Origin of the sequence: Priestia sp. BR_2 (genome assembly GCF_041954005.1) — a bacterium.
Classification (GTDB): Bacteria; Bacillota; Bacilli; order Paenibacillales; family Paenibacillaceae; genus Paenibacillus_AQ; species Paenibacillus_AQ lautus_A.
The window spans coordinates 1-14,074 of the sequence record NZ_JAVFHM010000110.1; the positions used below are offsets into that span (position 1 = coordinate 1).

A 14,074-nucleotide genomic window follows, 5' to 3' on the forward strand; every position below is an offset into this window, starting at 1 on the left:
TTCCGGTAGTTATCCCAGTCTTGAGGGCAGGTTGCCTACGTGTTACTCACCCGTCCGCCGCTAACCTTCAGGAGTGCAAGCACTCCATCAGGTCCGCTCGACTTGCATGTATTAGGCACGCCGCCAGCGTTCGTCCTGAGCTAGGATCAAACTCTCCAATAAAGTTTGACTTGCTCATTTCTAAACTGACGAGAATTTGTTCAATTCTCTATTTCAACGCCCCACCGAAGTGGTTCGTTTTACTCACTCGTTGTTCAGTTTTCAAAGATCAACTTCTTTGTCTTTCGCCGAAAACTCATTTCAGCGGCGACCTTTATAATATATCATGCTGCCCATCATTTCGTCAAGAACTTTTTTTGAAAACTTTTTAATTCGACATCTTCTTAACCGAATTATCAAAGTCCCTTTCGAAGGGGCGAGTTATAATGTATCACAGAAACAGCTGGCTCGTCAACATGATTCGGCAAATTATTTTTCGACTTCATGTAACAAAGTAATCGACACATTATTCGCTAAGCCTTCCCCCTATCTTGATGTCACTCTCGTTAGATACTGTTTCCTGAGACGCGGTTTCATAAACGTTAGATTAACTTCTTCTGCACAAAAAAAGAAGGACTCCCGTCCTTCCTCATAAGTCGGTGTAGTACCGGATGGCTTCAGACCCGTAGGATCTGGATTCCCTCCATAACGGAACTTCCTTCACCAGCGACCGATACACCAATTTGCGCATCACGATCGGCAGCTCCTTGCATACTGGTGCCAGCTCAGGGTGGAGCACCAGCTCCTGTATCGTCCAAGGATTCCGACGGCTTCTTAATATGCGGAGCAATAGCGCAGAAGAACTCTCCAGCTTGGATATCATCGAGAATTCATAGGCAAGCAAGGCCAGCTCTACCCGTTGTCCCAGCGTTTCCGTGCTGACCGTAAGCTCTTCATATAACTTGCGTACAGGCGTGTTTAATCCTGTAATCTGCTCCCAGACCGCCGATTCCGGATGAATCCCCCGCTCGATCAGCTCCAGCTCGCCCCAATGGTGCAGACCTTCCAATAGAGTATGGTAAGCATCCAGCACCCGCTCCTCCTTCAAAAGCATCTTGGCATCCATGTACTTTTGCAGGAAGTGGGCAAAGCCTATAAACAATTTTTGCTCCCGGAACGGTTCTGCGAACCTGAGGAAATCTCGCCGCAGATTGGAAAGGCGATCTTGATTGTCTTTTATGACATCCCCTTCCAGGAGGCATTTGATCAGTACTTTGTGCGTGCCCCTCAGGAGCTCCCGATGCAATTCGTCCAAGCCGATGCTTAACACCTGACAGCGTTCCCCGCCTACGATAGAATGCTGGATGGGAGGCTCATCAGGTGTTCCGTCATACACGACAACAATATTGACCTCAAAATCGTGAACTAGTGATCCTCGCTGCATTTTGTCCGAATTACGGTATGCTATCGCTCCTACAGCTTCCTCATCAACCGTATTTCCATAATAAAAAGAAAAGTTGGTTAATTCCACGTTTCCCTCCATACATTCCTTGGCGAATTTCAGCCATTTCAGTTATAATGTAATTCTACATGTCCATGTAAGTTCCTTCTTTTAGGAGATAAGATCTTATAAGATGACAAACGGAATTCAAGATTTCATTTCTTGTTTCGCCTTATTCCATAAACAACTATTTGAATGGACAGGAGTTTTCGAGCATGATCTTTAAGAATGCAAAAATCAACGCCTTCCGCACATGGGGATTGCTGCTGACAATGCTCGGCATGGGCCTTATGGTGCTTGGCACGGCCGGTATCGTATTCTTTGGACAAGCAGGCAAAATATTTGCCGGTATCGGATTGGTGTTTGGCCTGATTATGATGCTGGGAAGTCTCGGCATTTACTTTTGGGCAGGCATGCTGTCCACGAGCGCCGTCCAAATCCAGTGTCCGGAATGCAATAAACTGACCAAAATGCTGGGCAAAACCGACCGCTGCATGTTCTGCCATACGATTTTGACGCTGGATCCAAGCCAAGCCAACATCACAGCAGAAGAGCTTGAAGCCCAGCAGATCAAATCCTGACAAGGATTTGCAGAACCTGCTTATATGTAGGATTCGCAACGCTTAAGACGAATAAACACAAAGAACCCGGTTATCGCGAGGATAACCGGGTTCTTTGTGTTTAGGATAAGAATGATAAGTTCATGGATTCCTAATCGTGTATCGTCTTAAGAACATGCCAGGTTTCCGGGACGGCAAAGCTTCGATTCCAGGAAGCAATGCCGCCAAGCTCCAGCTTTTTGGCCATTTTGACCCGGGATTGCAATGAAGTGCCGTCTTCCATCCATATCTTCTTAATGGACTCTCCCTCCGTGAATTGGACATAATTCTGTCCGGTCCCGGCATCCAGCGAGCCTTTCACCTTCTGCTCCTTCAGCAGGGCTTGCAGCTTCTCCATACCAATCGCTTTGGAGGAAACCTTCGTCTCTCCCGCTTCGCTCGTTTCCGTCCAGACCCTTGTATATAACGGTACGCCCAACACCAGCTTGGATGGCGGTACTGCATCCTCTTCCAGGATTCGCCTTACCGACTGCTCAGCCCATGGCAATGAGGAGACCGATCCCGCTTTCGGACTGGTGGCCCAGTGCTCGTCGTAGGCCATCACCATCATGTAATCAACGGTTTCGCCAAGTCGTTTCCGGTCGAGAAAGAGCGACCACATCTCGCTGTTCGATTTGGGCGTAACGTCGATGGACACAATCAAACCTCTGGCTTTGGCCAGCGGCTTCATTTCCCGCACGAATTGTACGACATGATCTTTATCCTTGGTGTAGACATTTTCAAAGTCGATATTGATACCGTCAAGATTGTATTGCTTGGCATAAGCCAGCATCTGTTCGATGATATGGGATCTTCTATCGAACGTAGACAGCGCTTCGGTTGTCAGGTCAGGGTCGAAGCTGTTGTCCATAAGACCCCAAACTTCCTTGTTCCTGTTATGCGCCCAACTCACATACTGCTTAACCGCTTTGGACTTGACCGTTCCTTCTCCGTCCACGATGCTGAACCAGGTCGGACTGACCACGTTGACCCCGGGCAGTTCGCCAATGCTATCCGTGCTTGGATTCTTGGTGTAAACGGCTTCCCATACCAGGTTGACCGACTTGTTCTTCCATTCCAGCTCAGCCCGCGAAGGGGTCTGCTTCAGAGCCGGAATTTCTTTCAGTTCCCCAAGCTCGATCTGCTCTTTAAGAACATATCCCGTATACCCGTTATCCGCCTGAACGAATAACCATCCCTCCTCTTCGCGCCATACCCGAAGCCGCTCGCCGGCCGGCATGTCCAGTACGAACGGGGACTTCTTCTCCCCGCTCTCGCGCAGAGCCACGGTGTCCTCAGGTTTACCGGGAGCCGCCTTCGCAAGCTGAATCGCATCCCCGGCGCGCATCAAAATGACCGCGCCTGTTGCCGAGTCTTCGTGAACGGCCACGCCATAATGCTGTTTGAGCGGCTTCAGCGGAACGTAAGCAATGCCGTTAACCAGTTCAGGCGCATACGGCAGGGTCACCGTTTTGCCGTTCAGTTCCCCCTTCGTGCTATCCATCTTCATGCGAAAAACCGATTCGGAAGTCGTGATAATAATCGATTCCGTTTCCTGCTCGTAACGGATGTCGGCATCCACGCTCTCCTGAATCACCGTGATCGGCAGCAGCAGCTCTTCGCCGGAACCCAGAGCAGGATGCTCCTTCAATTCGCCCTGAACGAAAATCGGCTTGTCCATTCCGCGCCAGTCCGGTACGGTATAGGTCTGGTTCGGAAACAACGTGGTGACAACCCACCAGACCCCCGCCGCAATCAGCATCAGCCCCAGATAAAAAGAGCTTCTGTTTGCACGCCTCTTTTTTCCCCGATATCTTCTTCTTGCCAAACTACTCCCCCATTTCACTTTCGCCAAATCGCCCCAATGCCGTCGCGAAAAAATAAGCCGTTAAAAATAAAAACGTGTGGAATGGTTCATTCCGCACGTTCATCATCTATAACAACCGGCGTCTATTGACAGGACTTGCAGAGCCCATACAGCTCCATTCTCAGTCCCTTTACTTCAAATCCGGTGCTTTTCTCAGCCTGCACTCCCACATCTTCGAGGGACGGATAGCTGAAATCTTCGATTTTGCCGCAACTTTGACAGATGACATGATGATGGTCGGAGACGTTGGCGTCAAAGCGACTCGAATTGTCTCCGTACGTCAGCTCACGCACCATGCCGGCTTCAATAAACATTTTTAAATTGTTATATACTGTGGCTACGCTCATACTAGGAAAATTAGGTTCCAGAGCCCGATAAATATCATCCGCTGTCGGATGGCCCATAGATTCCACCAAATACGTTAAAATCGCATGACGTTGCGGCGTGATTCGGACACCGGTCGTTTTCAGTTGTTCCAGCGCATGCTGTACGGACGTTCCCATGGTTGCCCACCGCCTTCAAGTTTAACTGGTTTTTACAAAGCTTAGATCGCTCTTACGCTTTATTGTACGGCGTTTCTTGGATTGTTGTCAATCCGGCAGAGGCGTCCAGCCCCCGCTGTTCCGGCCTTCCTCCTGTTCCGGGTAGCTCCGGTAAATGTTCAGGTTACTGTTACCTTCAATGCGAATGGAATGCTCGCCGGTGCCGGATTCCCCGGAAATGGTTTTCTGCTCGATCTTAAGATTAGGCAGCGTGGTCAGAATTCTTCCGTAACTAATCGTCCCTTCAAGCTTGTAATCGCCCTCGAGAGGAACATGAAGATTCATCTCTCCAACCGCGCTATATACATTCCAATCGCCTCCGATCCGAGGGGAACGAATGGCTACTCCGCCATTAAGGGACTCGGCGCTTAATTGCGACTCCGCACCGCTGATCAGAATATTGCCGTTCCTCGTCTGGACCCGGATATGATCCGTCGTTCGTTTGACCGTCATGTTTCCTACTTGCGTGGTCAAGTCGGTCTCGCCCGTGATGTCGACGGCCAGCATATTCCCGCGGTTGGTGGACATTTTAATATTACCGATAACGCCGCGCGCGGTCATTTCGCCGTTCAGCGTTTTGCCTGTGACATTCCCGTAGACCCGATCCATCGTGATGGGTCCATTCCCGCTCTCCAGCAAAATATTCTCAATCGCCTCCACGCGGTTTAAGGTAATCGCTCCGTTCATCGTCCGTATCTCAAAATTGAACCGGCGATCATCCGGGACCGCGATATTCAAATTCATTCGGGGCTGCCGTTTACCCGATTCTCCATAGGCTTTTCCCTTGGACCGAATCGTGATCGTCTTGCCTTCCCCGACCTCGATCGTCGACTGCTCGGCGATCGCCTCCGCTACACCGGGCTGCTCTCGGTCGACCCACACTACCGCTTCGACCCGGATATCGTCGACATCCTGCCGCGTGATGGAGATATCTCCGTTCAAGTGATCGACGATGATCTTCTCGGTGTCGAGCTCCACCGGTATATCCAGTGCCGGCTTCTGGAACCGGTTATCTTCCGCTTCGCTGTAATCCACGCCCGCTGCCGTCAAATTCAGGCTCACCCGGTTCCAGAGATGAAGGAAATGCTCCTGCTGGGAAATCACGAATACGGACGCCGTAACGGCGACTGCCAGCAGAATTCCCCGAATATCCGGCCGAAACCGAAATTCCCTGCGCCGGCCCAGGGCGCGGGACAGCGTATACCTGACTATATATTCAACGCCGAGCAGGATAAACAGCAGCGGCCACCAACGCTGGAGCATGAATATATAATCCGTCCCTCTCCACTCGTCAAGCAGCAGCAAAGCGCCCGTACTGACAAGCAGCAAGGCGGCCGTATATCGCCCAACTCTGATTTTGTGTTTCATCCGTCTCCTCCCCTCGTCTGATTACGCGGCTTTCACCCATGTGCCGCTGTACGTGTACTATAGGGATTTCCTCTTGTCTTTATGATGCCTGAGAGCTTCCCGGATCCCGGCCCAAATCCCGACAACGATGAGCACGACGGCGGAGGCCTCCGCACCGTAGTCGCGAATTCCCTGCTGCAGCCAAGGCGGCTTCTGGTGAAACAAAATGAGCAGGGACCCGGTAACAACCAGCATCAAGCCAAAGGCGATTCCCCGTTCGCCGCGGAACAGATGATTAGCCCCGTTCCCTCTTCCGTCACCTCCGGAAGCAGCGGCTGCCTCGCCGCGTCTTTTTCGGGAAATAATATATTCGGCTGCCTGCAGCACGTCATACACGTTATAGAAATAACCGACCGGAATCAGAAGCCCCAGCACGACAAGCAACGGAACGTTGATCTGCATGCCGATGGAAGAGAAATATAGAAGCGCCGATATATCCAGCAGCAGCAGCATGATGAACGTGATTCCCTTACGGTACATGCCGAGGTACAGATGACCCAGACCTGGAATGAGAGCGGCTAATAAAAGCGCGTAGAGTTTCCGTCTTTTTCGCTGAAGTCCGGGATGCCGCTTCATCCGAATCGAGCGCCTTTTTTTCTTGCGGACTGCGGTTTGCGTTTCGGTGGTTGGATTCATAACCTTCTCGCCTCCTTCCAAACATCAAGGGACTGGCGTTGTTTACCGATGTTTTTCTTTGATAGTACCCCAATGCGAAGCCGAAGTAACTGGCAAAAAACTGGATAGGCCGTTCAGGAGAAGCTGATAAGCCTACAAAAAAACGGCCCTGCCGGTAATTCAGCAGATGCCGTTGGGTTATGATGATGGAAGCCGGTTATTCAGCCGTTACCATCGTTACGTGGCCGATTCCCCGCAATCGCCGGGTGATCTCCATCGGTTCGAATTTACGGTCGGTCAAGACTTGCAGCGAAATTTCGAGTCCTAGGACCGCAGGCTGCAATTCCCCGTATGCCGCATTGCTCCGCTCGTTTACGACGAGCTTCTTGATCACGAATTCCTGCTCCTCCAGAACCGCCGATATGTCATCCAAAATATTCGGCGTATTCGCCGCATGCAGGGTGATCAAATGCAGTTTGCTGCCGCGGATGTACCGCTGCTCCAGTTTATTAAAGACCACCAGGTTCAGAAGGATCAGCACCGTGGATACAATCGACGCAAAATAAAACCCGGCCCCTACGGCAAGCCCCACGGCACCCACAACCCAGATGGACGCGGCGGTCGTTAATCCGGTAATGGATTTGCCTGTAAACAAAATGGTGCCGGCGCCCAGGAATCCGATCCCTGTAATGACGGCCGTGGCCAAGCGCGCAGGGTCAATCCGAACGTTAATCTCGTCTACGAAATCGGAGAAACCGTAAATGGATAACAGCATAATAAGTGTAGAACCCAAGCATACCAATATATGCGTGCGAAGTCCTGCAGCATGGTTGGAACGCTCCCGTTCAAAACCGATCAAGCCGCCAAGCAGCATAGCCAGCAGCAATCGTAATAATATGGATACATTATCTATCACCCAAGGATTAGTCAAAAGAACGATACTCCCCTCACGTCACGTCTGTCGAATATGCGATATCATTCATTGTTGATGAAGATGGAACTCGGTCAATTCCACGCCCGGAGCAACCTCGAATGCATGGTCCCTCACGAACCCGAATTTCTCGTACAAGGTCACCGCCGGCGTATTGCGCGTCCCTGTCGAGACCGTGAACATCGGCGCCTCCTTGTAGCATTCCAATACATGGCGAATTAAACTCCCCGCAATACCCTTGCGAAAATGACCGGGATGGACCATCATCCGCGATATGGTAACCTGATCCTCTTCGGGCTCCACCGCTATGGCTCCGATGAGATCCCCTTCTTCATTTATATAACCAAAAAAGGTTTCCCCGCTCGCACGGATCGTCTCAAAGGTGTCCAGCAGCGGAGGAATTTCGGAGAATCCGATCAATTCGGCTTCCAAAGGGTACGCCATGTGCTGCAGGCTCCATATCTGCTGCACGGTATCCCGATCCTCCAAGGATAGTTCCTTAATCATCTGTTCATCCCCTAACCGAGTTATTGTAAGAAAAAAATCATCGGCGTGCTCTCAAAGAAGACAGACCGCGTTTAACGGTATCTTTTCTGGCGATATCAGGCTGCAGCCCCTCCGAAGTTCATACTTTCTGATATCTTAAAAAGGAACTTGCCCCGATTTCGGGACAAGCTCCACATCTTCTAAAAACATGATTCGAGGAAACCCCGGATCGTTTAATTATCCGTTCAGCACCTCAACCAGCAGTTTGTTGGCGAGGGCCGGGTTGGCTTTCCCTTTGCTCTCTTTCATCACTTGACCAACCAGGAAGCCGATCGCCTTCTGTTTGCCTGCCTTGTAATCCTCCACGGATTGCGGATTGTTCGCGACCACCTGCTCGACGATGCCCTTGATCGCACCTTCATCGCTGATTTGGACAAGTCCTTTTTCCTCAACGATTTGCGCAGGCAGCTTGCCGCTTTCCAGCATCTCCTTAAAGACGGTTTTCGCGATTTTGCTGCTGATGGTCCCCTTTTCGATCAAGCCGATCATCTCGCCCAAGCCTTGACCCGTAATCTTCACTTCAGACAGCTCCAGATTGTTCGAGTTCAAATAACCCAGCAGATCGCCCATGATCCAGTTGGATACGGATTTGGCATCCTTCGTGTAGTTCAAGCTGTCCTCAAAAAAGTCGGCGAGCAGTTTGGATGACGTAATGACCGCAGCATCATAGTCCGGCAGGCCGTACTCGGAAGCATAGCGGGCCTTGCGAGCATCCGGAAGCTCGGGGATCGTCGCGCGAACCGCCTCTTTCCACTCTTCGCTGATATGCACCGATACCAGATCCGGGTCCGGGAAATAGCGGTAGTCGTGCGCCTGCTCCTTGCCTCGCATGGAGAAGGTCTTTGCCTGGGCTTCGTCCCAGCGCCGCGTTTCCTGTACGATCACGCCGCCTTCATCAAGGATTTCCGCTTGACGGAACTGCTCATATTCCAATCCGCGCTGCACGCCGCGGAAGGAGTTCATGTTCTTCAGCTCGGCTTTCGTTCCGAATTCCTTCTGTCCCCATGGACGAAGGCTGATGTTGGCGTCGCAGCGAAGCGAGCCCTCTTCCATCTTCACGTCGGATACGTCGCAATACTGCATAATCGCGCGCATTTTCTCCAAGTAAGCCTTGGCTTCCTCCGGCGTTGAGATCTCCGGTTCGGACACGATCTCAACGAGCGGCGTTCCGACCCGGTTAAAGTCGACCAGCGATGCATAACCTCCGTCGACATGCGTGAGCTTGCCGGCATCTTCCTCCAGGTGCAGGCGGGTAATGCCGATCCGCTTCGTCTTCCCGTCCACCTCAATATCGATCCAGCCGTTTTCGCCGATCGGCTGATCGTACTGGGAAATCTGGTATGCTTTCGGGGAATCCGGGTAGAAATAGTTTTTGCGGTCGAATTTGCTGACATCGCCGATGGTGCAGTTCAGCGCCATGGCAGCCTTTATGGCATATTCCACAGCCTGGCGGTTCAATACGGGCAGAACGCCGGGATGGCCAAGGCAGATGGGACATGTATGCGTGTTCGGCGGAGCTCCGAACGCAGTGGAGCAGCCGCAAAAAATTTTGGAATGGGTATGCAGCTCTACGTGAACTTCCAATCCGATAACCGTTTCATATTTAGATGTAGACATCGATTGTTTCCCTCCTTCTCTGCCGCCGGTTTACAGTTCAGGGCGCCGTTTATGATGATCTGTATTTTGCTCGTAGGCATGCGCGACGCGCAGCACGGTCGACTCATCAAAAGCTTTCCCGATAATTTGCATTCCTACGGGCAGTCCGTCCGCGAATCCGCAAGGGACGCTTACTGCCGGCACTCCCGCCAGGCTGACAGGAATCGTCAGGATATCGTTCAAATACATCGTCAGCGGATCATCGACTTGCGTCCCCAGCTTGAAGGCCGTAGTCGGAGCCGTAGGTCCGATGATGACATCATATTGCTCGAATACTTTATCGAAGTCCTGCTTGATGAGGGTGCGGGCTTTCTGCGCCTTCAAATAATAGGCATCGTAATAGCCCGAGCTGAGCGCGTAAGTCCCCAGCATGATGCGGCGTTTCACCTCATCCCCGAAGCCTTGGCTGCGGGATTCGTGATACAGATCGATCAGGCTGCCTGCATTGTCGGAACGAACGCCGTAACGCACGCCGTCAAAGCGGGCCAGATTCGAGGAAGCCTCCGAAGAAGCAAGCAGATAATACGTAGCGACCGCATAATCGGTATGCGGCAGGGAAACTTCGTCCCAGGTAGCGCCCAGCGATTCAAGCACCTTCAGCGCATTCAGGACGGTTTCCTTCACTTCGGCATCAACGCCCTCGCCCAGATATTCTTTAGGCACGGCGATGCGCAGACCGGCAACGTCTCCGGACAATGCGCTCAGATAGTCGGGCACGTCCACTTTGGCGGATGTCGAATCCATCGGGTCATAACCGGCGATGGCTTGCAGGACATAGGCAGAATCTTCTACGTTTTTCGTCAAAGGCCCGATCTGGTCCAGCGATGAAGCGAAGGCGACAAGGCCAAACCGGGATACGAGTCCGTAGGTCGGCTTAAGTCCCACGACGCCGCAATAAGAAGCCGGCTGCCGAATGGAGCCGCCGGTATCCGAGCCCAGCGCGAAGTAAGCTTCGCCGGCAGCTACGGCCGCAGCCGAGCCGCCGCTCGATCCGCCTGGTACCCGGTCCAGGTCCCAGGGGTTGCGCACGGGATAAAAGCTGGAGTTCTCATTGGAGCCTCCCATTGCAAATTCATCCATGTTCAGCTTACCGATCGTTACGGTGTCCGCCGCGCGCAATTTGCCGACAACCGTCGCATCGTAAACCGGCGTGAAGTTAGACAGAAACTGACTTGCGCATGTGGTGCGAAGCCCTTCCGTTACGATATTGTCCTTAATTCCGACAGGAAGTCCGAACAACAGTCCGCGCGTCTCCCCAGCAGCCAGCTTGTCGTCCAAAGCCTTGGCCGATGTACGCGCGCCTTCCTCGTCCAGCGTAATAAATGCCTTTACCCGATCCTCACGTTCGGAAATACGGGTAAACGCTTGGTCGACCAGATCGGTTACGGAAAGCTCCTTATTCTGCAGCTTATTATGTATCTCCGATAACTTGTAATCAAACAGACTCAAGTGTGTATCCTCCCTCCAGGCTATTCCAAAACAGCAGGTACTTTAATTTGATCGTCTTCTTCATCCGGTGCGTTGAGCAGCACTTTCTCGATCGGCAGGCTCTCGCGCACTTCGTCTTCCCGCATGACATTGCTGAGGTGCAGCACGTGCGTAGTCGGCTCAACGCCGTCCGTATCCAATTCGTTTAATTTCTCGGCATATTGTAAAATCGCATTCAGTTGGCCGGTAAACATCTGCTCTTCTTCAGGCGTCAAATTTAATCGGGCCAGCTTCGCTACATGCTGAACATCCTTATCGGTAATGCTCATGGCTTTGCGTCCTCCTTCATGCCCCCATCCAGTTAAAGGGGTAAAGTCTGTCTCGATAACTTTTCTCATTATATTGTAGAAGCATGGAAGATTCAATCCAATGGCTTGAAGCGCGGAGCTCTCAGGAACTGCTTGCCCGTCACTTCAAAAAAGAGTCGGCCTCAGCCGACTCTCCTAGATCCAAGCGCGAAGATTCACCTGTTTGATGAAGTCCGCCTGGGACATTGCTTCCTTGGTTTCCTCTTCCTCTTCAACACTTTCCATCTCGCCGTTCATCACTTGACGAAACAGCTTCTCATTATATGTCGACAGGGCGAAATCGATGAGCGCTTCCCGCTCGACCCGCTCGGCTTCCTGTTTCAACACGATTGATTCCAGCTCTACATCATCCGCCGGAACAAAAAAATTACGGTTGAGGCTCGGAATCCGAATGACGTAATCGAACGCATTGTCCGGATTTCGGTCATACGCGATGATATAGCCGTATTGACCGATTGGAAGATTCTGCTCAAAGGCATCCGCAACGATTGTGATCTTTTCCCCTAAACGCAGCATCGTCTACCTCCTGAGTTGTCTATCCTTTTTCAAACGATAAGAAAGTATAAACTTCTATGGCTAATCATCCTTATTTCCCAAGAAAACTTCCGCTATATGCGGTCTGTCTTCCGAAAAGTAAGTCGATTGCCGTTTTCTTATCTTCATAGTCTACTAAAAAAAGATAGAGATGTCCATGTGATTCAGATAAAACCTGAATCTCCCATGGAAACTAGGATTGCGGGGACAATGGGCTCCGTCTGAGCAGCCTCGCGGCAACGATAATCGACAGCACCATGAGCAGTATCGCCACGATGATCGGAGACCAGACGCTGCTCACTTCGCCGACAATCCGCTCCGCGGCCATGCTGCTTAATCGGCCCGGGTTCCATTGAAGGCGGGAGGGCAGCAAACCGGACAAGAGCGAAAGCGCGCCGGCCACCGCCAAGCTGATGAAAGCAGCGGCAGGGCCGCGGAGGACGGCGCCGAGCGGCAGGGCAAGCGTTACGATCCAAGCCAGCCATACGACATACAATCCCCCGCCGCTGGCCACCGCTCCCCATTCCAAGGGACCGATGAGCAGATGCGTATAATACGCTGCGCCGCCAAGCCCAAGCGCAAAGGATGCGGCTACCAAAGTCATCATGGCGGCCCATTTGGCAGCCATCATGGGAATCGTGGATACCGAGCGGGCAAGAACAAGCTCAGCCGTGCCGGTGGCCCTTTCCCCAGCTACCGTGTTCATCCCCGCAAGCACAAGCACCAGCAGGCCGATGACGCTGAACTGGCTTAAGGCTGACGCCATCACGCTCTCGGCGGACGGGACGGTAAATAACGCCGCCGCTTCCGGCGGCACTTCTCCGGCCATGGTCAGGATTTCCGGCAAATAATAGGTCGATACCGGCTGCATAATGCCAAGCAGCAGAAAAACGGCGGGGACCCAAATCCATTTATAGGTCCGGCCGGACTCAAGCATCTCTTTTTGATAATAGATCCAGAACGGCTTCATGAGCCCACCACCTTCATAAACATATCCTCGAGCGTAGACGTGCCGGCTTCAAAACGAAGCAGCTCGATTCCGCCGTCGGCAAGCTCTTGGATCAAAGCGGCACGCGCCACCTCCATATCCGTCACCATCAGCTTGGCGCCGCGTTTGCCGAGCTCGATCTCTTGCACATAAGGACGGTTCGCGAGACTGTCGAGCCAAGCAACTTCCCGCTCCCCCGGTTCAACATCAATCGATAAGACCGGCTGGCGGTATTTCGTGCGTAGTTCGCTAAGCGCGCCCTTCTCCGCAATCTCCCCGTCTACCATCAGTATCATGTCATCGCAAATTTCCTCCGCATCATGAAGCACATGGGTCGAGAACAGGACGGTGACTTCCCCCCGCAGGCGGTCGAGCAGGTCCATAACCTCCCGGCGTCCGATCGGGTCCAGCGCCGATACCGGCTCGTCCAGCATGATCAGCTCCGGCTCGTGCACAAGCGCCTGTGCGATGCCAAGCCGCTGCTTCATTCCGCCGGAATAACCGGATATCCGGCGTTTGGCAGCCTGCTGCAGGCCCACCATCTCGATCACTTCCCGACTTCGCCGAAGGGCCTCTTTTCCGGATAATCCCGACAGCTTGGCGCTAAACGACAAATATTCCATACCTGACATCCAGCCATAAAACTTCGGATACTGCGGCAAGTAACCAATCCGGCGACGCCAACTGTCCGTATGGCCATCTCCCGATCCATATCGGATCTCGCCCCGGGTCGGAGGAATCAATCCTGCCAGCATTCGCAGCGTTGTCGTCTTCCCTGCGCCGTTCGGTCCCAGCAGTGCCGTACAGCCTCCGCGCTTCAATTCAAACGAGATGCCTTTAACCGGCATGATGCTTCCGATGCTTTTGGTCAGTTCGTGAATGCTAAGAAGTTTCTCCGTCAAGCCTCTCGCCTCCCCGCAATAAAATAAGCAATGCTGCCAAGAATGTTACCCAGCAATATAATCAACACCCACATCCATCTCGGCCCACGTATGTTTGCCGGCTCTGCCCGAAACAAAGATATAAGACCCGTGACCGCAAGAATCGCTTGCAGTGCAAGAATCGGCCAGATCAATCCCCAGTTAATATCCATAACAATCCCCCATGTTCCAT

The 14,074-nt window shown here is 52.3% G+C and carries 15 protein-coding genes and 1 rRNA gene; 1 reads left to right on the forward strand and 15 read right to left on the reverse strand.

Annotated elements, in window-relative coordinates; genetic code table 11:
- A 16S ribosomal RNA gene (locus tag RB298_RS03015) occupies window positions 1–162 on the reverse strand; the annotation flags it as partial.
- Window positions 163–628: 466 nt separating this feature from the next.
- Window positions 629–1,510, reverse strand: a complete 882-nt coding sequence (locus RB298_RS03020; protein ID WP_015737450.1) for a nucleotidyltransferase-like protein — start codon at window positions 1,508–1,510, stop codon at window positions 629–631.
- A gap of 185 nt (window positions 1,511–1,695) precedes the next feature.
- On the opposite strand from RB298_RS03020, the gene RB298_RS03025 reads away from it, so the two are divergent.
- Window positions 1,696–2,061, forward strand: a complete 366-nt coding sequence (locus tag RB298_RS03025; RefSeq protein WP_009594056.1) for a YgzB family protein — start codon at window positions 1,696–1,698, stop codon at window positions 2,059–2,061.
- Between the two features lie 130 nt (window positions 2,062–2,191).
- Here the strand turns inward: RB298_RS03025 and RB298_RS03030 are convergent, their stop codons facing one another.
- From RB298_RS03030 to RB298_RS03090, 13 genes are all read right to left on the reverse strand, one after another.
- Entirely contained in the window at window positions 2,192–3,841 is a 1,650-nt protein-coding gene (locus RB298_RS03030) for a glycosyl hydrolase family 18 protein (protein ID WP_441007221.1), read from the reverse strand.
- A gap of 188 nt (window positions 3,842–4,029) precedes the next feature.
- Window positions 4,030–4,449 (reverse strand): peroxide-responsive transcriptional repressor PerR, encoded by a 420-nt coding sequence (gene perR, locus RB298_RS03035; RefSeq protein ID WP_009594041.1) that lies wholly within the window; start codon window positions 4,447–4,449, stop codon window positions 4,030–4,032.
- Window positions 4,450–4,536: 87 nt separating this feature from the next.
- Complete coding sequence (locus RB298_RS03040) at window positions 4,537–5,856, reverse strand: DUF4097 family beta strand repeat-containing protein (protein WP_096776972.1); 1,320 nt, start codon at window positions 5,854–5,856, stop codon at window positions 4,537–4,539.
- Window positions 5,857–5,913: 57 nt separating this feature from the next.
- Window positions 5,914–6,531 carry a hypothetical protein gene (locus tag RB298_RS03045; RefSeq protein WP_096776971.1) on the reverse strand — a complete coding sequence of 206 codons (618 nt, stop codon included), beginning with the start codon at window positions 6,529–6,531 and terminating at the stop codon, window positions 5,914–5,916.
- A 196-nt stretch (window positions 6,532–6,727) separates the two neighbouring features.
- A complete protein-coding gene (locus tag RB298_RS03050) occupies window positions 6,728–7,441 on the reverse strand; it encodes an MgtC/SapB family protein (RefSeq protein WP_096776970.1) in 714 nt (237 codons plus the stop codon).
- A 48-nt stretch (window positions 7,442–7,489) separates the two neighbouring features.
- Entirely contained in the window at window positions 7,490–7,948 is a 459-nt protein-coding gene (locus RB298_RS03055; protein WP_096776969.1) for a GNAT family N-acetyltransferase, read from the reverse strand.
- A gap of 216 nt (window positions 7,949–8,164) precedes the next feature.
- Entirely contained in the window at window positions 8,165–9,604 is a 1,440-nt protein-coding gene (gene gatB, locus RB298_RS03060; RefSeq protein WP_192570574.1) for an Asp-tRNA(Asn)/Glu-tRNA(Gln) amidotransferase subunit GatB, read from the reverse strand.
- Window positions 9,605–9,634: 30 nt separating this feature from the next.
- A complete protein-coding gene (gene gatA, locus RB298_RS03065) occupies window positions 9,635–11,092 on the reverse strand; it encodes an Asp-tRNA(Asn)/Glu-tRNA(Gln) amidotransferase subunit GatA (RefSeq protein WP_009594131.1) in 1,458 nt (485 codons plus the stop codon).
- 20 nt (window positions 11,093–11,112) lie between these two features.
- Window positions 11,113–11,400 carry an Asp-tRNA(Asn)/Glu-tRNA(Gln) amidotransferase subunit GatC gene (gene gatC, locus RB298_RS03070; protein WP_009594109.1) on the reverse strand — a complete coding sequence of 96 codons (288 nt, stop codon included), beginning with the start codon at window positions 11,398–11,400 and terminating at the stop codon, window positions 11,113–11,115.
- Between the two features lie 174 nt (window positions 11,401–11,574).
- Window positions 11,575–11,955, reverse strand: coding sequence for an ATPase (locus RB298_RS03075; protein WP_096776966.1), 381 nt, complete (start codon window positions 11,953–11,955; stop codon window positions 11,575–11,577).
- A 211-nt stretch (window positions 11,956–12,166) separates the two neighbouring features.
- Window positions 12,167–12,943, reverse strand: a complete 777-nt coding sequence (locus tag RB298_RS03080) for a hypothetical protein (protein WP_096776965.1) — start codon at window positions 12,941–12,943, stop codon at window positions 12,167–12,169.
- On the reverse strand, window positions 12,940–13,863 hold the full coding sequence (locus tag RB298_RS03085; RefSeq protein WP_375121779.1) for an ABC transporter ATP-binding protein: 924 nt from the start codon (window positions 13,861–13,863) through the stop codon (window positions 12,940–12,942). The genes RB298_RS03080 and RB298_RS03085 overlap by 4 nt, the downstream gene beginning before the upstream one ends.
- Window positions 13,860–14,054 (reverse strand): PLDc N-terminal domain-containing protein, encoded by a 195-nt coding sequence (locus RB298_RS03090; RefSeq protein ID WP_015737460.1) that lies wholly within the window; start codon window positions 14,052–14,054, stop codon window positions 13,860–13,862. Before RB298_RS03090 ends, RB298_RS03085 begins: the two co-directional genes overlap by 4 nt.
- Window positions 14,055–14,074: the final 20 nt, after the last annotated feature.